This is a genomic window from Azospirillum sp. Sh1 (assembly GCF_008365135.1).
In the GTDB taxonomy this organism is placed as follows: domain Bacteria; phylum Pseudomonadota; class Alphaproteobacteria; order Azospirillales; family Azospirillaceae; genus Azospirillum; species Azospirillum oryzae.
Genome location: NZ_VTTK01000032.1, coordinates 50,350 through 71,082 on the forward strand (window position 1 = coordinate 50,350; position 20,733 = coordinate 71,082).

Sequence of the window (20,733 nt, forward strand, 5' to 3'; positions counted from 1 at the left end):
CACATCAGAACCACCGTCTACCCCAGGGGGCCTTCCCTTCGGCCCCCCAGGTCAACGTCCAGACTGTGAAAGGGTCGTTCCATGACCACCGAGTTGAACCAGGGTGAGCAGTTCGTCGCCGATTTCCGCGCCAACGCCGCGGCGCTGACCACTGCGCACGCCTACAATCCGGCCGACGAGCACGACGCCTGCGGCGTCGGCTTCATCGCCGCGATCGACGGCAAGCCCCGCCGTTCGGTGGTCGAGAAAGGCATCGAGGCCCTGAAGGCGGTCTGGCACCGCGGCGCGGTGGACGCCGACGGCAAGACCGGCGACGGCGCCGGCATCCATGTCCAGGTGCCGCAGAAGTTCTTCAAGGACCACGTCAAGGTCATCGGCCACACCCCGCCGGAGAACAACCTGGCGGTCGGTCAGGTCTTCCTGCCGCGCATCAGCCTGGACGCCCAGGAAGCCTGCCGCTGCATCGTCGAGACCGAGATCCTGGCCTTCGGCTACTACATCTATGGCTGGCGTCAGGTGCCGATCAACGTCGACATCATCGGCGAGAAGGCCAACGCGACCCGGCCCGAGATCGAGCAGATCATCATCGGCAATTCGAAGGGCGTGTCGGACGAGCAGTTCGAACTCGACCTCTACATCATCCGCCGCCGGATCGAGAAGGCGGTGCATGGCGAGCAGATCAGCGACTTCTACATCTGCTCGCTGTCGGCGCGCTCGATCATCTACAAGGGCATGTTCCTGGCCGAGCAGCTGTCCACCTTCTATCCGGACCTGACCGACGAGCGTTTCGAGTCGTCCTTCGCCATCTACCACCAGCGCTATTCGACCAACACCTTCCCGACCTGGCCGCTGGCCCAGCCCTTCCGCATGCTCGCCCACAACGGCGAGATCAACACGCTGAAGGGCAACGTCAACTGGATGAAGGCGCACGAGACGCGGATGGAGCATCCGGTGTTCGGCGCCAACATGGGCGACCTGAAGCCGGTGATCGGCGTCGGCCTGTCCGACTCCGGCGCGCTCGACACCGTGTTCGAGGTGATGGTCCGCGCCGGCCGCAGCGCGCCGATGGTCAAGATGATGCTGGTGCCGCAGGCGCTGACCAGCTCGCAGACCACGCCGGAGAACCACAAGGCGCTGATCGCCTACTGCAACTCGGTGATGGAGCCGTGGGACGGCCCGGCCGCGCTCGCCATGACCGACGGCCGCTGGGTCGTCGGCGGCATGGACCGCAACGGCCTGCGCCCGATGCGCTACACCATCACCACCGACGGCCTGATCATCGGCGGCTCCGAGACCGGCATGGTCAAGATCGAGGAGAACCAGGTTGTCGAGAAGGGCCGCCTCGGCCCGGGCGAGATGATCGCCGTCGACCTGCAGGCCGGCAAGCTGTTCAACGACCGTGAGCTGAAGGACCATCTGGCCGCCCAGAAGCCCTGGGGCCAGTGGGTCAAGAACACCACGCACCTGGACGAGCTGGTGAAGTCCGCCGCGCTGAAGGGCGAGGCGTCGGAGATGGAGAAGGAGGAGCTGCGCCGTCGCCAGATGGCCTTCGGCCTCGCCATGGAGGACATGGAGCTGATCCTCCACCCGATGGCGGAGGACGGCAAGGAAGCCGTCGGCTCGATGGGCGACGACAGCCCGATCGCCGTGCTGTCGGACAAGTACCGCGGCCTGCACCACTTCTTCCGCCAGAACTTCTCCCAGGTCACCAATCCGCCGATCGACTCGCTTCGCGAGCGCCGGGTGATGAGCCTGAAGACGCGCCTGGGCAACCTCGGCAACATCCTGGACGAGGATGAGAGCCAGACCCGGTTGCTGCAACTCGACAGCCCGGTGCTGACGACCGCCGAATTCCGCGCCATGCGCGCCTATATGGGCGAGACGGCGGCGGAGATCGACGCGACCTTCCCGGTGGATGCCAATGGTGGGGGCGGCCCCGACGCGCTCCGCGACGCCCTGCGCCGCATCCGCCAGGAGGCGGAGGACGCCGTGCGCGGCGGTGCCAACCACGTCATCCTGACCGACGAGGCGATGGGTCCGGCCCGCGCCGCCATCCCGGCCATCCTGGCGACCGGTGCGGTCCACACCCACCTGATCCGCTCCAACCTGCGCACCTTCACCTCGCTGAACCTGCGCACGGCGGAATGCCTGGACACCCATTACTTCGCGGTGCTGATCGGCGTCGGCGCCACCACCGTCAACGCCTATCTGGCCCAGGAAGCGGTGGCCGAGCGCCAGCGCCGCGGCCTGCTCGGCTCGCTGTCGCTGGAAAAGGCGATGACGAACTACAAGAAGGCGATCGACGACGGCCTGCTGAAGATCATGTCCAAGATGGGCATCTCGGTCATCAGCAGCTACCGCGGCGGTGGCAACTTCGAGGCGATCGGCCTCAGCCGCGCCCTGGTCGCCGAGCATTTCCCGGCGATGGTCAGCCGCATCTCCGGCATCGGCCTGAACGGCATCCAGAAGAAGGTTCTGGAGCAGCACGCGCTGGCCTATGCCGGCGAGGCGCTGCCGCTGCCGGTCGGCGGCTTCTACCGCTTCCGCAAGTCGGGCGACCGCCACGGCTGGGAGGGTGGGATCATCCACACCCTGCAGCAGGCCGTCACCAACGACAGCTACACCACCTTCAAGAAGTATTCGGAGCAGGTGAACAAGCGGCCGCCGATGCAGCTGCGCGACCTGCTGGAGTTCCGCACCACCAAGGCCGCCGTTCCGGTGGACGAGGTGGAGAGCATCACCGCCATCCGCAAGCGCTTCATCACGCCGGGCATGTCGATGGGCGCCCTGTCGCCCGAGGCGCACGGCACGCTGAACGTCGCCATGAACCGCATCGGCGCCAAGTCCGACTCGGGCGAGGGCGGTGAGGATCCGGCGCGCTTCCGCCCGGACAAGAACGGCGACAACTGGAACTCCGCCATCAAGCAGGTGGCATCGGGCCGCTTCGGCGTCACCGCCGAGTACCTGAACCAGTGCCGCGAGCTGGAGATCAAGGTCGCCCAGGGCGCCAAGCCCGGCGAAGGCGGCCAGCTCCCCGGCTTCAAGGTGACGGAGATGATCGCGCGGCTGCGTCACTCGACGCCGGGCGTCATGCTGATCAGCCCGCCGCCGCACCACGATATCTACTCGATCGAGGATCTGGCCCAGCTCATCTATGACCTGAAGCAGATCAACCCGGACGCCAAGGTCACGGTGAAGCTGGTCAGCCGGTCGGGCATCGGCACCATCGCCGCCGGCGTGGCGAAGGCCAACGCCGACATCATCCTGATCTCCGGCAACTCCGGCGGCACCGGTGCCAGCCCGCAGACTTCGATCAAGTTCGCCGGCCTGCCCTGGGAGATGGGCCTGTCGGAGGTGCATCAGGTCCTGACGCTGAACAAGCTGCGCCACCGCGTGCGGCTGCGCACCGACGGCGGCCTGAAGACCGGCCGCGACATCGTCATCGCCGCCATGCTGGGCGCGGAAGAGTTCGGCATCGGCACCGCCAGCCTGATCGCCATGGGCTGCATCATGGTCCGGCAGTGCCATTCCAACACCTGCCCGGTCGGCGTCTGCGTCCAGGACGAGAAGCTGCGCGAGAAGTTCGTCGGCACGCCGGAGAAGGTCGTCAACCTCTTCACCTTCCTGGCCGAAGAGGTCCGCGAGATCCTGGCCCGCCTGGGCTTCCGCTCGCTGACCGAGGTGATCGGCCGCACCGATCTGCTGCATCAGGTCAGCCGCGGCGGCGCCCATCTGGACGACCTCGACCTCAACCCGCTGCTGGCCCAGGTCGATCCCGGCGAGAACGCGCGCTACTGCACGCTGCAGGGCCGCAACGAGGTGCCGGACACGCTGGACGCCCGCATCGTCGCCGACGCCCGCCCGCTGTTCGAGGAAGGCGAGAAGATGCAGCTCGCCTACAACGCCCGCAACACGCAGCGCGCCATCGGTACGCGGCTGTCGTCGATGGTCACGCGGAAGTTCGGGATGTTCGGGCTGCAGCCCGGCCACATCACCGTCCGCCTGCGCGGCACCGCCGGCCAGTCGCTGGGCGCTTTCGCCGTCCAGGGCATCAAGCTGGAAGTGATGGGCGACGCCAACGACTATGTCGGCAAGGGGCTGTCGGGCGGCACCATCGTCGTCCGTCCGGCCACCAGCAGCCCGCTGGAGTCGAACAAGAACACCATCATCGGCAACACGGTGCTGTACGGCGCCACCGCCGGCAAGCTGTTCGCCGCCGGCCAGGCCGGTGAGCGGTTCGCGGTGCGCAACTCCGGCGCCACCGTGGTGGTGGAGGGCTGCGGCTCCAACGGCTGCGAATACATGACGGGCGGCACGGCGGTGATCCTGGGCAAGGTCGGCGACAACTTCGCCGCCGGCATGACCGGGGGCATGGCCTACCTCTACGACCCGGAAGACTCGCTGCCGCTGCACATCAACGAGGAAAGCGTCATCTTCCAGCGGATCGAGGTGCCCCATTACGAGGCCCAGCTCCGCGCCCTGATCGAGGAACATGTCGCCGAGACGCAGAGCCGTTTCGCCGCCGAGATCCTCAACGACTGGCAGCGCGAACTCGGCCACTTCTGGCAGGTGGTTCCGAAGGAGATGCTGCACCGTCTGGCCGTGCCGGTGACCCTGCCGCGCGCCATCCCGGCGGAGTGATAACTTCCGCGTGGAGCGGATAATCCCCTCTCCCCCCGCTCACGCGCAAACTTCGTTTGCGCTGACGCGACAGGCGGACCAAAGGTCCGCCGAAAGCGGGGAGAGGGAGTATTAAAGACCAGACATGAAAAAGGCGCGCCATCCGGCAGGACGGCGCGCCGTTTTTCATTTGCCGTAGCGTCAACCGGCGGTCGGGGGCAGCTCCAGCGCCATGACGATGCTGTCGAACTGCACGCCCGGCGCCAGGATCACCGAGCGGCGGCCGACGGGACGGAAGCCGGCAGACGCATAGAAGCGCTCGGCGACGAGGCTCGACAGGCACTCCAGCCGGCGGACACCGGCAACCCTGGCCTCCTCGATGCAGCGGCCGAGCAGGGCGGTGCCGACGCCACGGCGCAGGTAGCCGGGATGGGTGGCGAAATGCCGGATGTGGCCGACCGTCGGGTCGACCGGCTGGCAGGGCGGCCCCGGCGGCTCGCGGGTCCAGCCGCCGCAGCCGACAATGGCGCTGTCCGCGGCACCGTCGGCGGTGACCGCCAGATGGTAGGTGCCCGACCGCAGCAGCAGCGGGTTGGCCTTCATCATCGCCGGCAGGGCGCGGTCCAGCACGTCGGCCGGATAGCCTGCGGCCATCAGCGGCGGGTAGGACGCCCGGAGCAATTCGCTGACCGCCTCGGCATCCTCCGGCTGCGCCGGCCTGATTGTGAAGCCTGCATCCCTCATGGCTCGAATTCCCACGGCTCCGCCTTGGCCGCCGCGATCCACTCCCGCATCGCCGGCAGGGCCAGAACCGCGTCCATATAGGCGCGCGACTCGGGCGATACCGCGACGCCGTAGGTCTCCAGCCGCGTCACCACCGGGGCGAACATGGCGTCGGCGATGGTGAAGGCGCCGAACAGGAACGGCCCGCCCGCCGGTTTGCCGAAGCGGGTGCGGGCGTCGGCCCACAGCGCCTCGATCCGGGCGATGTCGGCGGCGGTCGCCTCGGTCATGCCCTCGCCCTTGCGGTCGCGCTTGAGGTCCATCGACATGGTGCTGCGCAGCGAGACGAAGCCGGAATGCATCTCCGCCGACACCGCCCGCGCCACCGCCCGCGCAGCCCGATCCGCCGGCCACAGTTGGGCCTCGGGCGTCAATTCCGCCACATATTCGCAGATCGCCAGCGAATCCCAGACGGTCAGGCCATCATGGATCAGGGACGGCACGCGGCCCGACGGCGAATGCGCCGCGATGCGTGCGGCGGTGTCGGGCTGGCGCAGGGGGATGACGGTCTCGGCAAAGCTCAGCCCGGCCTGCTTGAGCGCCAGCCAGGGACGTAGCGACCAGGACGAATAGGTCTTGTTCCCAATCACCAGGGTCAGGTCGGACATCGCTGAAAAATCCTATCGGGCGTAAAGTTCGGCGAATGAGGATGCTGCTCCGGCTACCCGGACACAAGCATGGTTTTCTCGCCGGACGAGAACATCACCGGCCCTGCCACGCGGTCGAACCCGCGCTATTCTGACCGTAAGCCGGCATCGGGCGGTTGGGGCGCTTAGCGCCGTTACCGCTGATAGCGACGCTGGGGCGTTGCCGAAAACCCGAAGCGAGCGTATATCTAGGGAGCTTCGTTAGTCGGTCAGTGAATGCTGGCCTCCAAAGCCAGAGGCCCGCTGTCCACCACCGGCGGGCCTCATTCCTTTTCCGGAGGTGGAAGGGCGCCTTCCCTCGAAAGCGCCCTTCCGGCCTAGATCACCGTTTCGCCGCCCAGATAGCGACGACGATCTGGACGATCATCAGCACAACGACCACAGCTTCGTTAGTCGTCATTCCCGGCCTCCTTTCCGCCGCCGGGTGTGGATTTCCGGAGCACGGCCACCACGCCGACACACCGGTTCCCTCCGACATGGCGTACCAGTCGCGGATCGAGGGCTCAGCGAAGGTCGGTTGTCCATATCGGCTGCGGCGTTACGCAGGGTGGCAAGGCTCCACCCACAAGACAAGCAATTTGGCTCTTCACAATTTGCAGATGTTGCCTGCTTGACACCCGCCCATGCCTGCCCGGCGCATGCCACCCCTTTCCAGCCGGCGCCCGGCGCGCCATCCTTGGGGGATGGGCATCCGTTCCGGATGCGTGACGTGATCTCGTGAGAAGGATCCCCAGTCTTGCTCGCCACCCTGCTTGCCGTTGACGGTCCGGACACCGTCGCCCTCACCCCCGTGACCAAGGCCGGGCTGGCCGACTGGCTGGCCGGGCAGCCGCCGGCCGTCGCCTCCTGGGTCAAGGCGGTGGGCTTCACCGGCGAGGCCGGATCGACCGTCTTCCTGCCGGGACCGGACGGCGCCGTCACCCATGTGCTGGCCGGCGTATCGGCCATCGACGACCTGTGGGCCTTCGCCGGCCTGCCCGCCTCGCTGCCGGCCGGTTCCTACCGGATCGACACGGCGCTGGACGCGCGGGCGGCGACGCGGGCGGCTCTGGGCTGGGCGCTCGGCAGCTATCGCTTCAGCCGCTACAAAAAGCCGCCGGAGAAGGGCTTCGCCAACCTGGTCTGGCCGGCGGAGGCCGACCGCGGCGAGGTGGAGCGGGCGGCGACCGCCACCTGGCTGGTGCGCGATCTGGTCAACACCCCGGCCTGCGACATGGGACCGGCCGAACTGGCCCAGGCAGCGCAGGATCTGGCGGCGGAGTTCGACGCGGCGGTCGAGGTGATCGTCGGGCAGGACCTGCTCGACCGCGACTATCCCGCCATCCATGCCGTCGGCCGTGCCAGCCCGCGGGAACCGCGGCTGATCGACCTGCGCTGGGGCAACCCGGAACACCCCAAGGTCACCATCGTCGGCAAGGGCGTGTGCTTCGACACCGGCGGTCTGGATCTGAAGCCGTCGTCCGCCATGCTGATCATGAAGAAGGACATGGGCGGGGCGGCGCATGCGCTGGCGCTCGGCCGGATGATCATGATGGCCGGTCTGCCCGTGCGGCTGCGCGTGCTGGTGCCGGCGGTGGAGAATGTCGTGTCCGGCGACAGCTTCAAGCCGCAGGACGTGCTGAAGACCCGCAAGGGCCTGACGGTGGAGGTCGGCAACACCGACGCCGAGGGGCGCCTGATCCTGTGCGATGCGCTGGCCGAGGCGGATGCGGAGAAGCCGGAGTTGCTGATCGACTTCGCCACCCTGACCGGCGCGGCGCGCGTGGCGCTCGGCCCCGACCTGCCGGCGCTGATGTGCAACGACGACGCGTTGGCCAACGACCTGACGGAGGCCGGGACCGCTGTCGACGACCCGATGTGGCGGCTGCCGCTGTGGGCGCCCTACCGCAAGGGCCTGGACAGCAAGGTGGCGGACATCAACAACGTCACCACCAACGGCTTCGCAGGCGCCATCACCGCCGGGCTGTTCCTGCAGGAATTCGTGTCGAAGGGCACGCCCTGGGCGCATCTCGACACCTATGCCTGGAACGGTTCGGCTCGCCCCGGCCGTCCGGAGGGCGGTGAGGCGCTTGGGCTGCGCGCCGCCTATGCGGTGATCGCCAAGCGGTTCGGCTGACGGTACAGCCGGCGGAGGCGGAGTATGGGATGAAGGGCGGGGAATCGGCTGAATTTGTCCCCGCCCTTCGCCCCCGAAGGGATGGAATGCACAAGCGGATCATATTAAAACGGAAGAACAGCAAACCAAACGTGTAAGAATGAACCGCCCGCCCCGACGCGAGGTGGGCGGCGACGTGGCGGAGGCGGACAGATGGCGTTGAAGGTTCGCGAGGATTACCGGACCCTCACCGGCCCGGAAAAGGCCGCCATCATGATGCTCGCTCTGGGTGAAGAACATGCCACCAGGCTGTTCTCGCTGATGGACGACGAGGAGATCAAGGAGCTGTCCCAGGTGATGGCCAACCTGGGCACGGTGTCGGCCAACCTGATCGAGCGCCTGTTCGTCGAGTTCGCCGAGCAGATGTCGGCCACCGGCTCCCTCGTCGGTTCCTTCGACTCGACCGAGCGGCTGCTGCTGAAGACCCTGCCGAAGGACAAGGTCGACCAGATCATGGAGGAAATCCGTGGTCCGGCCGGCCGCACCATGTGGGACAAGCTGGCGAATGTGAACGAGTCGGTGCTGTCCAACTACCTGAAGAACGAGTATCCGCAGACCGTCGCGGTCGTCCTGTCCAAGATCCGTCCCGAACATGCCGGCCGCGTGCTGACCCAGCTGCCGGAAAGCTTCGCGATGGAGGTCATCATGCGCATGCTGCGCATGGAGGCGGTGCAGAAGGAGGTTCTGGACGACGTCGAGCGCACGCTGCGCACCGAGTTCATGACCAACCTCGCCCGCACCAGCCGGCGCGACAGCCACGAGATGCTGGCGGAGATCTTCAACGGACTGGACCGCACCACCGAGCACCGCTTCATGGCGGCGCTGGAGGAACGCAACCGCGACAGCGCCGAGCGCATCAAGTCGCTGATGTTCACCTTCGAGGACCTGTCGAAGCTCGACCCCAGCGGCGTCCAGACCCTGCTGCGCACGGTCGACAAGCAGAAGCTGGGCACCGCGCTGAAGGGCGCGTCGGAAACGCTGAAGGACCTGTTCTTCTCCAACATGTCCGAACGCGCCGCGAAGATCCTGCGCGAGGACATGGCCGCCATGGGTCCGGTGCGCGTCCGCGACGTGGACGAGGCGCAGATGTACATGGTGCAGCTGGCGAAGGACCTCGCCGCCCGCGGCGAGCTGGTCCTGGCCGAAGGCAGCGGCGAGAACGAGTTGATCTACTGATCGGGAGGATGGGGTGCCCGGCGGAAAGGACGACTGGGTGGCGGTGCGCCGCGATGCGGAGACCGGCATCGAAACCATCCGCGCCCATTTCCGCGGCCATGCCTATGACCTGCACGACCATGACGAACTGCTGGTCGGGGTCACCGAGCAGGGGGTGCAGGCCTTCCGCTGCCGGCGGCGGCTGCACACCAGCGTTCCCGGCCGCGTCATCCTGATCGAACCCGGCGAGGCCCATGACGGCCACAGCCCGGGCGAGGATGGCTTCACCTATGCCATGCTCTATCTGCCGGTGCCGCTGCTTTCCGCCCGCAGCGATGCCTTGAACGATATGGTGCCGCGCGCCGCAGGCTCTTTGGGATTCCGCGACACGCTGGCCGACGATCCGGGCCTTGCGGCGGCGATCCGCTCCGCCTTCCTGGCCCTGCACCAGCGCGAGGGGCGGCTGGCCCGCGACCTGTCGGTAGACCGGCTGGCGGCGAGGCTGGCCGGCCATCTCGCCCCACCGCCGGACCGCCAACGCCTACGCCCCGACCGTGCCGCCGCCCTGGCGCGCGAGCTGCTGCATGCGCGGATGGCCGAGGATGTCGGGCTTGACGAGCTGGCGGCGGCCACCGGCGTCGACCGCTTCCGGCTGAACCGCGCCTTCCGCGCCGCCTTCGGCCTGTCGCCGCACGCCTATCTGGTCCGGTTGCGCCTGCGCGCCGCCCGGCGCCGGCTGGCCGACGGCGAGGCGCCGGCCCTGGTCGCGGCGGAGGTCGGGTTCGCCGACCAGAGCCATCTCGGCCGCTGGTTCCGCCGCGCCTATGGCCTGACGCCGGCCGCCTATCGCGATCTGTGCACGAACGTTCCAGACTGAGACGCGATCATCCGGCATCTGGTCGGGCAAAGGAGACAACCGCCATGCCCGATAGCCCGATGCCCAGCAGCCCGACGAACGAAACCCTGCCCGCCGACGCCCCCGTCCGCTTCGAGACCCCCATTCGTTTCGACACCAAGGTCGCGCTGGTCATCCGCGCCGATTTGGCCGTATGGCAGAAGTTGAACGTCGCGGCCTTCCTCGCCACCGGGATCGCCGCCGCGGCGCCGGACGCGCTGGGGGAGGAGTATGTCGACGGCGCCGGCCGCCGCTATGGCCGGATGCTGGGCCAACCAATGCTGATCTTCGCCGCCGACGGCGGGCAGCTGCGCGCCGTCCGCGATGCCGCGCTGGAACGGGGGCTGACGCTGGTGCCCTATGTCGCCGCAATGTTCGGCACCGGCCATGACGCCGCCAACCGCGCCGCCTTCCGGGCCGAAGACCCGGACGCCCCCGATCTGGTCGGTCTGGCCCTGCGCGGACCGAAGAAGGCGATCGACAAGACGGTGAAGGGCCTGACCCTGCACGGCTGAGGAGGTCCCCCTCCTGCCCGTCACAGCTCCTGCGGCACCGTGATCGTCACGGCGGTGCCGGCACCCGGCTTGCTGTCGAAGGCGAGCCGGCCGCCGAGCGGCCCGGTCACCGTGTTGAACACCACCGCCAGCCCCAACCCCTTGTGGCCGCGGCCGCGGGCGGTGGTGAAGAAGGCGTCGGTGAGGGTCGGCAGGTTGCTGGCCGGGATGCCGGCGCCGCGGTCACGGACGGTCAGGCTCCAGGCCGGCACGGCATCCAGCGTCGCCGGCTGGATCGTCACCTCGACGTCGCCCGGACCGCCGCCATAGCCATGGGCGGCGGCGTTGGCGAACAGGTGGTGCAGCACCCGCTCCAGATGCGGGGCACAGCCGATCCAGGGGCAGGCGGGACCCGGTGCGACCCGGATGACCAGCGGCAGGTCGGGATGCTGGACGGCGAACAGGGCCGCCGAGTCCTCCGCCATGCGGCGCAGCTCCAGCGCCTCCAGCGGTTCGGAGTTCTGGCAGGCGGCGATGGCCGAAAACGCCTCCACCAGTTCCACCGCGCGGGCGAGATTGGCGTCGAGCAATGCTGCCGGTTCCCGCAATTCCTCGGACGACAGCGGGCCGTTGCCGGGCCGGGCCAGATCCTGCAGGTGGCTGGCGGTGGTGACGCAGACGCCGAGCGGCGTGTTCAGCTCATGCGCCAGCCCGGTCACCGCCTGGGTGATGGCACGCTGGCGGGCCAGCGCCGATTCGGCGATGCGGGCGCGGCGTTCCAGATCCTCGCGCACCACCCGTTCCGACACCTCGCGGATCATGCGGCTGAGTTCGCGCAGCAGTTTCGCCAGCAGGTCGGGCGATGGGGAGATCAGCGCCAGGAACAGCTCGCGCTCCAGTTCGAACACCGTCACCGGCGTGGCGGCGATGACGGAGGCGGAGCGGGCGCCGCCGTCGATCAGCGCCATCTCGCCGAAACAGTCTCCGGCGCGGCGGAAGCCGACCTCCACCTGACCGCCGAAGGGATCGTTGCGCACCACCCGCACCGTGCCGTCGAGCAGGACATAGAGCGAGTTGGCGATGTCGCCCTCGCGCATCAGCACGGTGCCGGCCGGGGCGTCGAACACCCGCCCGCGCGAGGCCACGGCGGCGCGCTCCTCCGGCGTGAACGCCTCGAACAGGACGATGCCGTCGAGGATCCCGCCGGGCGTGGTGATGCCGGTGGCTGCGCTGGTCATGGCGGACGGATGCTCCGAATGGGCTTTGTCCCGGCAGCATAGACCAAGCGGCCGGGGAACGGGGAGACGTTAACCGATGCTTTCGCGAATCGGGAACCTGCTTTCCCGCGACAGGCGGTCCAGCAGGCCGCGCGATCCGGCCTCGCACAGGTCCAGCACCTGTTCGAACCCGTCGGGACCGCCGTAATAGGGATCGGGCACCTCCCGCCCTTCCAGACCCGGCGCGTCGTCGAGGAACAGGCGCAGCGCCGCAGTGGCGCCCGGCGGGGCGATGCGGCGCAGCTGGGCCAGATGGCCGTGGTCCATCGCCAGGATGTGGTCGAAGCGGGTGAAGTCGGCCGCCACCACCTTGCGGGCGCGCAAGGCTGAAAGATCGACGCCGCGGGCCAGCGCCGCGCTTTGCGTGCGCGGGTCGGGCGGCTCGCCGACGTGATAGCTGTGGGTGCCGGCGGAGTCGGCGACCACATGGCCGCCGAGGCCGGCGCGTTCGGCCAGATGACGGAACACCCCCTCGGCGGTGGGCGAGCGGCAGATGTTGCCCGTGCAGACGAACAGGACCTTGACCACCTGCGGTATCCCCCTTCTTTCTTTTCAGCGGCTTTACTTCCGGGCGCGACGAGCGTACGCCGCAGCAGTTTTCCACATGACCGGTTTCCGAACCGCTAAGGGAATGCCATGCCCTCACCCGCGCTGACCAACCGACTGCGTCCGACCGACTCGATCGTCATCCTGACGGGGGCCGGGATCTCCAAGGAATCGGGGCTGGACACCTTCCGCTGCGCCGGCGGCATCTGGAGCCAAGTCGATCTGGAGGATGTGGCGACGCCGGAGGGATTCGCGCGCAATCCCGACCTCGTCCACCGCTTCTACAACGACCGCCGCCGCGGCCTTGCCGATCCGGCGGTGCAGCCCAACACGGCGCACCGGGCGCTGGCGGAGCTGGAGCGGCGCTGGAAGGGCGAGGTCCTGCTGGTGACGCAGAACATCGACGACCTGCACGAACGCGGCGGATCGAAGGCCCCGCTGCACATGCATGGCGAGCTGCTGAAGGCCTTCTGCCTGCATTGCCGCACGGTGACGGAGGTGCAGGGCGACCTGTCGGTGCACGACCATTGCCTGACCTGCGGACGCAAGGGCGGCATGCGGCCCGACGTGGTGTGGTTCGGCGAGATGCCCTATCAGATGGAACGCATCCAGCGGGCGCTGGAGGAATGCGACCTGTTCGTGTCGATCGGCACCTCCGGCCATGTCTATCCCGCCGCCGGTTTCGTCGCGGAGGCGCGGTCGGCCGGCGCCTATACGGTCGAGCTGAACCTGGAACCGTCGGAGGGCGCCTCCTATTTCCACAGCTCGATCCACGGTCCGGCGACCCGGGTGGTGCCGGCCTTCGTCCAGGATTTGCTGACGCTTGTCTGATGAACCGGTGTCTGTTGACATTGTGGAGGGCGGCTCGGAACTCGACCGCCTGTTCGCGACGGTGCGCGCCTGCACGCTGTGTGCGGGGGTGCTGCCCCATGGCTGCCGCCCGGTCGTGCGCGGCAGCCCGACCGCCCGCCTGCTGATCGTCGGGCAGGCGCCCGGCGCGCGGGTGCATGCCAGCGGCATCCCCTGGGACGACGCCTCCGGCGACCGGCTGCGCAAGTGGCTGGCGATGGACCGCGCCGCCTTCTACGACGAATCCCGCATCGCCGTGGTCCCGATGGGGCTGTGCTATCCCGGGACCATGCCGAAGGGCGGCGACTACCCGCCGCGGCCCGAATGCGCGCCCTTGTGGCACCCGCCGCTGCTGGAGGCTCTGTCGGACGTGCGGCTGACCCTGCTGGTCGGGCAGTATGCCCAGGCGCGCTATCTCGACGAACGGCGGAAGGCGACGATGACGGAGACGGTGGCGAACTGGCGGGAATACGGCCCGTCCTATATGCCGCTGCCGCACCCGAGCTGGCGCAACACCGCCTGGCTGAACCGGAACCCCTGGTTCGAGGAGGAGCTGGTGCCGGCCCTGCGCCGCCGGGCGGCGGAGGCGCTGGAGGGCTGAACGGCCCTGCCCTGCCCTACTCCCCCCGCTTACTCCCCCACCTACTCCATCGTTTCGATCCGCTCCATGTCCTCGTCGGAGAAGCCGAAATGGTGGCCGATCTCATGGATCAGGACATGGCGGACGATTGCGGGAAGCTCCTCCCCCGTCTCGCACCAGTAATCCAGGATCGGGCGGCGGTAGAGGAAGATCATGTCCGGCCCACCGCGCAGATCGGCGACGCTTTGCCGCGTCAAATCCACGCCCCGATAGAGCCCCAACAGGTCGAATGGGCTTTCCAGCTCCATCTCCCGCTCGGTATCCTCATCGGGAAAATCCTCGACATGGATGACGAGGTTCCCGACCGGGGCGAGCAGCTCCGCCGGGATGGTGTCGAGCGCCTCTTCGGCCATGCGCTCCAGGTCTTCGACCGTGGGCGGAACCGTATGGGGACCTGAAGGTTTCCGTATCATGCCGCAGAAGGTAGCGAACCGCCGCCCGTTCGCCAAGAAGCTGCGGGCGGCAAAAGAGTGACTAAGGAAAGGGAGGTCATCATGTCCGATCGTCTTGTCGGCGCGCATCGCCAGACGGCGCTGAAGGAACTGCACGGCTGGGCGGAGGTGTTGGAGCGCGACGCCATCCGGAAGACCTACCATTTCGCCGATTTCCCGGCCGCCTGGGGCTTCATGACCCAGGTCGCCCTGCTGGCCGAGAAGACCGGCCACCATCCCGAATGGTTCAACGACGTCGGCCGGGTCGAGGTGATCCTCTACACCCGCAGCGCCGACGCCGTGACCCAGGCCGACATCGACTTCGCCCACCGGCTGGACCAGATGGCGCCGCTGCACGACCGCTGAGGGTATGGGTTCGGGACCCAACGCCCGCTTGCGGGCGTTACCCTAGCCCTGTGATGTGCGGAGCCGCCGACCATGCCGAAACCCCTGACCCTGTCCATCCCCCACTCGCTCGGCCGGGCGGAGGCCAAGCGCCGGCTGGTCGACGGCATGGGCGAGGCGCGGGCGCGCCTCAGCGCCGTGGCGGCCAGCGTCGACGACAGCTGGACCGAAGACCGCCTGAACTTCCGCGTCGTGGCACTGGCCCAGACCATCGCCGGCCACATCGACGTGCTGGACGACAGCGTCGAGATGGAGGTGCAGCTGCCCTGGGCGTTGGCGCTTCTGGCCGACAAGATCAAGAACAAGGTGACCCGCCAGGGCACGCTGATGCTGGAGAAGAAGTAAGGGTGGTGGGAGTGGTTGGCTTCAAATGCCCCCTCCCCAACCCTCCCCCGCTTCGCGGGAGAGGGGGCAAGTGCTTGATTGATAAGGCAGCGGCAGTCCCTCCACCGCGAAGCGGGGGAGGTTAGGAGGGGGCAATCGAAGCCCGCACCTCCCCTCCATCCTTACCTCCCCTACCCCTCCGAAGGCTCCTCCACCTTGCGGCGGGCCAGGGGATGGTGGTCGTGCATGACCTTCTTCAGCCGTTCCGTCACCACATGGGTATAGATCTGCGTCGTTGCGATGTCGGCATGCCCCAGCATCTTCTGGACGGAGCGCAGGTCGGCGCCATGGTCGAGCAGATGGGTGGCGAAGGCGTGGCGCAGGACGTGCGGGCTGACCTTTTCCGGGTCGATCCTGGAGTCGATGGCCAGTTGCTTCAACAGCTGGGCGAAGCGCTGGCGCGTCAGGTGCCCTTCGGCGGAGATGCGTGACGGGAACAGGAAGGGGCTGTGCCCGGCCTCGCCGCCCGCCCCCGCCGTGGGCGGGATGAAGTGGCCGCGAAACGGGATGTAGCCGGCCAGCGCCACCAGCGCCGGGTCGGACAGTGGCACCATCCGTTCCTTGCCGCCCTTGCCGCGCACCAGCAGGCCGCGGCCGTCGCGCATGATCGCGGTCATCGGCAGGCCGACCAGTTCCGATACGCGCAGGCCGGTGGCATAGAGCACCTCCAGCAGCGCCACCAGCCGCAAGCCCTCCGGCCCGCCCCGCGCCTCGGCGGTGGACAGCATGGCGCCGACCTCCGCCTCCGTCAGGATCTTGGGCAGCGGGCGGCCCTGCTTGGGGCTGTCGAGCGGCGAGGCGGGGTCGTCCACACGGCGGCCTTCGGACAGCAGGAACCGGTAGAACTGCCGCATCGCCGACAGCCGCCGCGCCACGGTGCGCGGCGCGCCGTCCTTGCTCTGCACCGCCAGATAGGCGCGCAGATCCTCGGTCCCCGCCGCCTCCAGCGCCACGCTGCGCTGGGCCAGCCAGCGGCCGAGGTCGGCGAGGTCGCGCTCGTAGGCCAGCCGCGTGTTCACCGCCGCCCCGCGCTCCGCCGTCAGCATGTCGAGGAAGGCGTCCAGGTGCGGGGAGGTGGCGAGCGTCCGCGGCTTGCACGGCCGGCCGCGGCGTTTGGCACCGGGTTTGCCGGCGGCCTTGGTGGGGGGCTTGCTGCCGGTCATGGTGTCGGCGTCATGATTGTGGTGGGTTCCCCGGGCATGAGGTCATTCGGCGGGTGAGGCGGGCACGGACGGGCCGGCGATGGCGGCCATCGCCTCGCGGACCAGCGTGCGGGCGTCCGGCTCCAGCCCGACCGCCTTCAGGTTGGCCGCAACGCGGGCGGTGACGACCGGCGGCAGCGCCGCCGGCCCGGCCTCCCCCATCAGCAGCAGGGCGACGGCCACCGTCTCGCCGATGCGGCCGCCGGCCGCGGCGTCTCCCAGCCGCTGCCACAGCGCCGGATCGACGCCGGCATCGCTGCCGCTGGGCGGGCCGGCGCCGTCGGTGGCCTTCATCCACGCCTCGTCCGGGATGGCGACTCCGATGGCCTGGAGAAGCGCCAGCTGGCCGGCGATGCGGTTGCGGGCAAAGCCGTCGGCGCCGCGCAGCGCCTCGTCCAGCCATGCGGTCAGCGCGCGCGGATCGTCGGCCCCGCGCCCGGTGGCGACCACGGACAGCGGCCACAGCCAGGCGGTGTCGGCGCTCCGCCCGCTGCGCAGCGCCAGATCCTGCCAGCGCCGCGCCTGATCGAGCCGGCCGAGCGCGTAATAGAGCCGGGCCGCCACCGGGGCCAGCGCCGCGGCATCGCCACTGGGCGACACGCTGTCGAGCAGCCCGGCGGCGGTATTGCCGACCGGCCCGGCGCGCAGGCGCGGATCGACCAGCTCCACCGCGAGGGCGGCCAGGGCGACGCGGCGCCGGCCGTCCATCGCCGCCGCCATCGCCTGATGGACCAGGGCGCGGGTGCGGGCGCTGCGGTCGCGTTGGGCAATGTCGCGCACCCGCAGCAGCTCGTCCCCCACCGCCGGCACCTGGGCATAGAGGTCCATCAGCTGGCGGGCGTCGAGGAACAGCGAGGCCGCCGCCCGTTCGCCGGCGGCGGCGCGGGTGGTGGGATCGGTGGAGGGGTTGGTGGCGATGGCGGCCAGCGCCGGCGGGTTGTCCAGCGGCAGCCGGTCGGGCGGTACGCCGATCCGCGCGCTGCGCATGGCGGCGAGCAGCAACGGCAGCCCATCGCCGTCGCCTTGCAGGGACAGCATCCGGGCCGGCGGCGGCGCGGTGCCGGCCAGCGCCTCCGCAACCATCAGGAACGGGTCGGAACGCCGGCCGGCGCCGCGCAACGTGGCCAGCGCCTCGTCGGTGCCGGCCCGGTCCCCGACGCGGGCGCGGCAGAACAGGACCAGCCTGCTCCAGTAGGCGGAGGCGAAGCTCCGGCCGCGGGTCAGCGCCCGCGTGCAGTCCAGGCCGCCGCGCACCAGTTCCGCATCGGTCAGCGCTTTGGCCGCCGGTTCGTCCGCCGCCAGCGCGGCCGGCAGCAGGTCGGCCAGATCGGCCGCCCCGCCGGGGTCGCCGAGCCGCGCCAGCTTCTCGATGCGCAGGGCGCCGAAGCGGCGGGGCGGCGGCGCCTCTCCCGTCGCGACGGCGGGGGAGCCGGCGCTCAGCAGCAGCCGGCGCTCCAGCGCCTTGACGGCGGGGGACGGGGTGTCGGCCGGAAGCGCGGCGATCAGCGGCAGAAGCTCCGCCCGGCCGATGCCGCGCCAGGGATCGCCGCCCAGCCCCCGCACGCCGCTGAGGGTGCCGGCGCCGTCCGGGTCGGGCGCGCCCAACGGCTCGCTTGCGACGGGCGCCGGCCGCGCCACCACGGGGGAGACGGCGGGCGGCGGGGTCACCACGGGCGGATAGGGCGGCACGACCGCCGGAGCGGGGGGCGGCGCGGGGGTCGGAGCAGCGGCGGGAGCCGGGACATCGGCCGCGGCATCGGGCGTCAGCCGGATCGGCGGGCCGAGGGCCTGGGCGGCGGTGGACACGGCCCAGCCCATGCCCAAGCCGGCCGCCAGCAGCCCGGCCAGCAGCGGAACAGCGATCCGGGGGACGCCCCCGGCCGATGGTCGGGGTTCAGCGCGGGAAGCGCTCATCCGGCAGAACCTTCTCCACCGTTTTCGACGGAGCCGGCAGATCCCACGAGGCGAGGAACACCATGCCACCGGCGATCACCAGCAACAGCAGGACGAGGAGGATCGAGAGAAACCGGCTCATGGCACCAGGGACGTGTTGTGTCGGAAAAAACGGAGGAGCGGAGCGGAGCTACCACGCCCTGCGTCCGCAGGGCTTGGGACAAGCAATGGCTTTTCTGCTAAAGCATCCGCGGCCCCGGCCGGGGGCCGGGAGGCGGCGCAGTGTAGCCACAGGTCGGACCGCGGCGCAACCCGTCCACCGGCTATTCCCAAGCTTCCGGATTGGGCCGGGGCGCTTGTGCCGGCCAGCTGTCGGCGGGTATGAGTGTTGTCTGTTTCAGCGGTGTGACGGCCGGCGGGGGCACGGGCCTGCTGGCATCGAAGGGTACGGGTGGCGGATCGGATGGACGTGATGGGACTGCGCAAGGCGATGACGGCCCAGGGCCCGGGCACAGGGGAAGCGGAGGATGCGGCGCCGCTGTTGCCGCGCACCGTGGTGCTGGTCGGGCTGATGGGGGCCGGCAAGAGCGCCATCGGGCGCCGGCTGGCGACGCGCCTGCACCTGCCCTTCCGCGACGCCGACACCGAGATCGAGGCGGCGGCCGGCTGCACCATCGCCGAAATCTTCGCCCGCGACGGCGAACCGGTCTTCCGCTCCGTCGAACGCCGCATCATCAGCCGTCTGGTGAAGGACGAGCCGGTGCATATCCTGGCGACCGGCGGCGGCGCCTTCATGGACCCGGAGACCCGCGCCGCCATCCGCGGGCACGGCGTGTCGGTCTGGCTGCGGGCCGAGCTGGACGTGCTGGTCGCCCGCACCGCCCGGCGCACCCACCGCCCCATCCTGAACCAGGGCGACCCGCGCGCCATCCTGGGCCGGCTGATGGAACAGCGCTATCCCATCTATGCCGAGGCCGACCTGACCGTGGTCAGCGACGAACGCCCGCCCGACGTGACGGTGGAACTGGTGATCGACGCGCTGGAGGCGCATTTCGGCGTCCAGCTTCCCCACCGTGCGCCGCGCGGCGCACGGCACGGCAAGAGTGACGACCCCAAAGCCGAAACCGGCAAGACCGACGCCTCCTGAGCCTCGTCTCCGCCCTTTACCTGAACCACCAGCTTCGCGGACTGCCCCGATGACCTCCGTTTCCGCCACCACCCCGGCCGCTCTCGACACCGTCCGCCTGGAGCTGGGCGCCCGCAGCTACGACATCCTGGTCGGCGACGGCGTGCTGGCCGATGCCGGCGAGCGTATCGCCGCCGTCACCCGCGGCCGGGCGCCCATCGTGGTGACCGACGCCAACGTGGCGCCGCTGCATCTGGACAGGCTGAACGCCGCGATGCGGGCGGCGGGGATCGCGCCGCAGCCGGCGATCGTCCTGCCGGCCGGCGAGAAGACCAAGGACTTCGCCCATTTCCAGCAGCTGATGGACGACGTCCTGGGCCGCGGCATCGAGCGGTCGACCGTCCTGCTGGCGCTGGGCGGCGGGGTGATCGGCGACATCACCGGCTTCGCCGCGGCATCGGCCCTGCGCGGCATCGACTTCATCCAGGTGCCGACGACGCTGCTGTCCCAGGTCGACAGCTCGGTCGGCGGCAAGACCGGCATCAACAGCCGCCACGGCAAGAACCTGATCGGCGCCTTCCACCAGCCGCGTCTGGTCATCGCCGACACCGCCACGCTGGACACCCTGCCCCGCCGCGAGGTGCTGGCCGGCTATGCCGAGGTGGTGAAATACGGCCTGATCCGCCAGCCCGACTTCTTCGCCTGGCTGGAGCGGAACGGCCGGCGGGTGGTGGACGGCGACAGCGACGCCCGGCGCCATGCGGTGACCGTCAGCTGCCGCGCCAAGGCCGACATCGTCGGGGTGGACGAGCGCGAGAGCGGCGACCGGGCGCTGCTGAACCTGGGCCACACCTTCGGCCATGCGCTGGAGGCGGCGACCGGCTTCGGCCAGACCCTGCTGCATGGCGAGGCGGTGGCGATCGGCATGGTGCTGGCCTTCGACCTGTCGGTCCGCCTCGGCCTGTGCCCGGCAGAGGACGCCCGGCGCGCCCGCGCCCATCTGGCCGAGGTCGGCCTGCCGGTGCGCCCGGCCGACATTCCCGGCGTCGCCTGGGACGTCGATGGGCTGGTGAAGTCGATGGCCAAGGACAAGAAGGTGCAGGACGGGCGCATCACCTTCATCCTGGCCGACCGCATCGGCAACGCCTTCACCCGCCGCGACGTCGATGCCGCCGCCGTCCGCGCCGTGCTGGACGAGTCGGTCCGGCCCGCCTGATCCACTAAATCACGG

The 20,733-nt window shown here is 69.7% G+C and carries 19 protein-coding genes; 11 read left to right on the forward strand and 8 right to left on the reverse strand.

Features of this window, described 5'->3' with window-relative positions:
* Positions 1 to 81 precede the first annotated feature (81 nt).
* Entirely contained in the window at positions 82 to 4,641 is a 4,560-nt protein-coding gene (gene gltB, locus FZ029_RS25145) for a glutamate synthase large subunit (protein WP_149272436.1), read from the forward strand.
* A 180-nt stretch (positions 4,642 to 4,821) separates the two neighbouring features.
* Here gltB and FZ029_RS25155 read toward each other — a convergent pair whose 3' ends face one another.
* Together FZ029_RS25155 and FZ029_RS25160 are read right to left on the reverse strand one after the other, a co-directional pair.
* Positions 4,822 to 5,364, reverse strand: a complete 543-nt coding sequence (locus tag FZ029_RS25155) for a GNAT family N-acetyltransferase (RefSeq protein ID WP_149272438.1) — start codon at positions 5,362 to 5,364, stop codon at positions 4,822 to 4,824.
* Positions 5,361 to 6,011, reverse strand: coding sequence for a glutathione S-transferase family protein (locus tag FZ029_RS25160; protein WP_149272439.1), 651 nt, complete (start codon positions 6,009 to 6,011; stop codon positions 5,361 to 5,363). Before FZ029_RS25160 ends, FZ029_RS25155 begins: the two co-directional genes overlap by 4 nt.
* A 775-nt stretch (positions 6,012 to 6,786) precedes the next feature.
* Between FZ029_RS25160 and FZ029_RS25165 the strand changes: the two genes are divergently transcribed.
* The 4 genes from FZ029_RS25165 to FZ029_RS25180 all read left to right on the forward strand — a co-directional run bounded on the left by FZ029_RS25165 (position 6,787) and on the right by FZ029_RS25180 (position 10,770).
* Positions 6,787 to 8,166 carry a leucyl aminopeptidase family protein gene (locus tag FZ029_RS25165; RefSeq protein ID WP_149272440.1) on the forward strand — a complete coding sequence of 460 codons (1,380 nt, stop codon included), beginning with the start codon at positions 6,787 to 6,789 and terminating at the stop codon, positions 8,164 to 8,166.
* Positions 8,167 to 8,358: 192 nt separating this feature from the next.
* Positions 8,359 to 9,381, forward strand: coding sequence for a flagellar motor switch protein FliG (gene fliG, locus FZ029_RS25170; protein WP_149272441.1), 1,023 nt, complete (start codon positions 8,359 to 8,361; stop codon positions 9,379 to 9,381).
* A gap of 13 nt (positions 9,382 to 9,394) precedes the next feature.
* Positions 9,395 to 10,237, forward strand: coding sequence for an AraC family transcriptional regulator (locus tag FZ029_RS25175; RefSeq protein ID WP_149272442.1), 843 nt, complete (start codon positions 9,395 to 9,397; stop codon positions 10,235 to 10,237).
* A 44-nt stretch (positions 10,238 to 10,281) separates the two neighbouring features.
* The gene (locus FZ029_RS25180; RefSeq protein WP_247892490.1) at positions 10,282 to 10,770 is read left to right on the forward strand and encodes a DUF2000 domain-containing protein; all 489 of its coding nucleotides are present in this window, start codon (positions 10,282 to 10,284) and stop codon (positions 10,768 to 10,770) included.
* Positions 10,771 to 10,790: 20 nt separating this feature from the next.
* Here FZ029_RS25180 and FZ029_RS25185 read toward each other — a convergent pair whose 3' ends face one another.
* Together FZ029_RS25185 and FZ029_RS25190 are read right to left on the reverse strand one after the other, a co-directional pair.
* The gene (locus tag FZ029_RS25185) at positions 10,791 to 11,987 is read right to left on the reverse strand and encodes a cyclic nucleotide-binding domain-containing protein (protein WP_149272443.1); all 1,197 of its coding nucleotides are present in this window, start codon (positions 11,985 to 11,987) and stop codon (positions 10,791 to 10,793) included.
* Between the two features lie 69 nt (positions 11,988 to 12,056).
* Positions 12,057 to 12,554, reverse strand: coding sequence for a low molecular weight protein-tyrosine-phosphatase (locus FZ029_RS25190; protein WP_149272444.1), 498 nt, complete (start codon positions 12,552 to 12,554; stop codon positions 12,057 to 12,059).
* A 108-nt stretch (positions 12,555 to 12,662) separates the two neighbouring features.
* Here FZ029_RS25190 and FZ029_RS25195 point away from each other — a divergent pair, with 108 nt between their 5' ends.
* The gene (locus tag FZ029_RS25195) at positions 12,663 to 13,403 is read left to right on the forward strand and encodes an NAD-dependent deacylase (RefSeq protein WP_149272445.1); all 741 of its coding nucleotides are present in this window, start codon (positions 12,663 to 12,665) and stop codon (positions 13,401 to 13,403) included.
* A 7-nt stretch (positions 13,404 to 13,410) separates the two neighbouring features.
* A complete protein-coding gene (locus tag FZ029_RS25200) occupies positions 13,411 to 14,022 on the forward strand; it encodes a uracil-DNA glycosylase family protein (protein ID WP_149272446.1) in 612 nt (203 codons plus the stop codon).
* Between the two features lie 41 nt (positions 14,023 to 14,063).
* Here the strand turns inward: FZ029_RS25200 and FZ029_RS25205 are convergent, their stop codons facing one another.
* Positions 14,064 to 14,414, reverse strand: coding sequence for a metallopeptidase family protein (locus FZ029_RS25205; protein WP_083896940.1), 351 nt, complete (start codon positions 14,412 to 14,414; stop codon positions 14,064 to 14,066).
* Positions 14,415 to 14,555: 141 nt separating this feature from the next.
* On the opposite strand from FZ029_RS25205, the gene FZ029_RS25210 reads away from it, so the two are divergent.
* On the forward strand, positions 14,556 to 14,858 hold the full coding sequence (locus FZ029_RS25210) for a 4a-hydroxytetrahydrobiopterin dehydratase (RefSeq protein ID WP_149272447.1): 303 nt from the start codon (positions 14,556 to 14,558) through the stop codon (positions 14,856 to 14,858).
* 72 nt (positions 14,859 to 14,930) lie between these two features.
* On the forward strand, positions 14,931 to 15,242 hold the full coding sequence (locus FZ029_RS25215) for a polyhydroxyalkanoic acid system family protein (protein WP_149272448.1): 312 nt from the start codon (positions 14,931 to 14,933) through the stop codon (positions 15,240 to 15,242).
* Between the two features lie 170 nt (positions 15,243 to 15,412).
* On the opposite strand, the gene FZ029_RS25220 is transcribed toward FZ029_RS25215, so the two are convergent.
* Genes FZ029_RS25220 through FZ029_RS33145 form a run of 3 tightly spaced genes read right to left on the reverse strand, consistent with a single transcriptional unit; the run spans position 15,413 to position 18,518 of the window.
* Positions 15,413 to 16,444, reverse strand: coding sequence for a site-specific tyrosine recombinase XerD (locus FZ029_RS25220; RefSeq protein WP_149272449.1), 1,032 nt, complete (start codon positions 16,442 to 16,444; stop codon positions 15,413 to 15,415).
* Between the two features lie 42 nt (positions 16,445 to 16,486).
* Entirely contained in the window at positions 16,487 to 18,397 is a 1,911-nt protein-coding gene (locus FZ029_RS25225; protein WP_149272450.1) for a hypothetical protein, read from the reverse strand.
* The gene (locus tag FZ029_RS33145) at positions 18,378 to 18,518 is read right to left on the reverse strand and encodes a hypothetical protein (protein ID WP_174757190.1); all 141 of its coding nucleotides are present in this window, start codon (positions 18,516 to 18,518) and stop codon (positions 18,378 to 18,380) included. Before FZ029_RS33145 ends, FZ029_RS25225 begins: the two co-directional genes overlap by 20 nt.
* Before the next feature lie 321 nt (positions 18,519 to 18,839).
* On the opposite strand from FZ029_RS33145, the gene FZ029_RS25230 reads away from it, so the two are divergent.
* Together FZ029_RS25230 and aroB are read left to right on the forward strand one after the other, a co-directional pair.
* Positions 18,840 to 19,523, forward strand: a complete 684-nt coding sequence (locus FZ029_RS25230; RefSeq protein ID WP_247892492.1) for a shikimate kinase — start codon at positions 18,840 to 18,842, stop codon at positions 19,521 to 19,523.
* Between the two features lie 49 nt (positions 19,524 to 19,572).
* On the forward strand, positions 19,573 to 20,718 hold the full coding sequence (gene aroB, locus FZ029_RS25235; RefSeq protein ID WP_149272451.1) for a 3-dehydroquinate synthase: 1,146 nt from the start codon (positions 19,573 to 19,575) through the stop codon (positions 20,716 to 20,718).
* The last annotated feature ends 15 nt before the right edge of the window (positions 20,719 to 20,733 follow it).

Bases quoted from the DNA above. Each gene is read 5' to 3' on its own strand.
- gltB (WP_149272436.1), top strand. From the start codon at position 82: ATGACCACCGAGTTGAACCAGGGTGAGCAGTTCGTCGCCGATTTCCGC.
- FZ029_RS25155 (WP_149272438.1), bottom strand. From the start codon at position 5,364: ATGAGGGATGCAGGCTTCACAATCAGGCCGGCGCAGCCGGAGGATGCC.
- FZ029_RS25160 (WP_149272439.1), bottom strand. From the start codon at position 6,011: ATGTCCGACCTGACCCTGGTGATTGGGAACAAGACCTATTCGTCCTGG.
- fliG (WP_149272441.1), top strand. From the start codon at position 8,359: ATGGCGTTGAAGGTTCGCGAGGATTACCGGACCCTCACCGGCCCGGAA.
- FZ029_RS25180 (WP_247892490.1), top strand. From the start codon at position 10,282: ATGCCCGATAGCCCGATGCCCAGCAGCCCGACGAACGAAACCCTGCCC.
- FZ029_RS25185 (WP_149272443.1), bottom strand. From the start codon at position 11,987: ATGACCAGCGCAGCCACCGGCATCACCACGCCCGGCGGGATCCTCGAC.
- FZ029_RS25195 (WP_149272445.1), top strand. From the start codon at position 12,663: ATGCCCTCACCCGCGCTGACCAACCGACTGCGTCCGACCGACTCGATC.
- FZ029_RS25205 (WP_083896940.1), bottom strand. From the start codon at position 14,414: ATGGCCGAAGAGGCGCTCGACACCATCCCGGCGGAGCTGCTCGCCCCG.
- FZ029_RS25210 (WP_149272447.1), top strand. From the start codon at position 14,556: ATGTCCGATCGTCTTGTCGGCGCGCATCGCCAGACGGCGCTGAAGGAA.
- FZ029_RS25215 (WP_149272448.1), top strand. From the start codon at position 14,931: ATGCCGAAACCCCTGACCCTGTCCATCCCCCACTCGCTCGGCCGGGCG.
- FZ029_RS25220 (WP_149272449.1), bottom strand. From the start codon at position 16,444: ATGACCGGCAGCAAGCCCCCCACCAAGGCCGCCGGCAAACCCGGTGCC.
- FZ029_RS25225 (WP_149272450.1), bottom strand. From the start codon at position 18,397: ATGAGCGCTTCCCGCGCTGAACCCCGACCATCGGCCGGGGGCGTCCCC.
- FZ029_RS33145 (WP_174757190.1), bottom strand. From the start codon at position 18,518: ATGAGCCGGTTTCTCTCGATCCTCCTCGTCCTGCTGTTGCTGGTGATC.
- FZ029_RS25230 (WP_247892492.1), top strand. From the start codon at position 18,840: ATGGACGTGATGGGACTGCGCAAGGCGATGACGGCCCAGGGCCCGGGC.
- aroB (WP_149272451.1), top strand. From the start codon at position 19,573: ATGACCTCCGTTTCCGCCACCACCCCGGCCGCTCTCGACACCGTCCGC.